Genomic DNA, 311 nt, shown 5'->3' on the forward strand with positions numbered 1-311 from the left:
GAGATCTCTCGTCGCTGTTTTTCCCTTTCGGTCAAATCAGCTCTGTCGAGATGACAAAGAACAACGAACAACAAACCACAAACCACACTGTAGTCGTTAGTTTATTGCCAATAATTTTCTACCTACAAACCATAAGCAATCCTCCTTCGTTCCTCGGGAGCTTCGGAGGATAGGCAAGATTACTCCGTCATTCGGTCACAGCGTCACTCGAAGGAAGAGATCTCTCGTCGCTGTTTTTCCCTTTCGGTCAAATCAGCTCTGTCGAGATGACAAAGAACAACGAACAACAAACCACAAACCACACTGTAGTC

The sequence above is a fragment of the Salinimicrobium catena genome (genome assembly GCF_900102915.1).
In the GTDB taxonomy this organism is placed as follows: Bacteria; Bacteroidota; Bacteroidia; order Flavobacteriales; family Flavobacteriaceae; genus Salinimicrobium; species Salinimicrobium catena.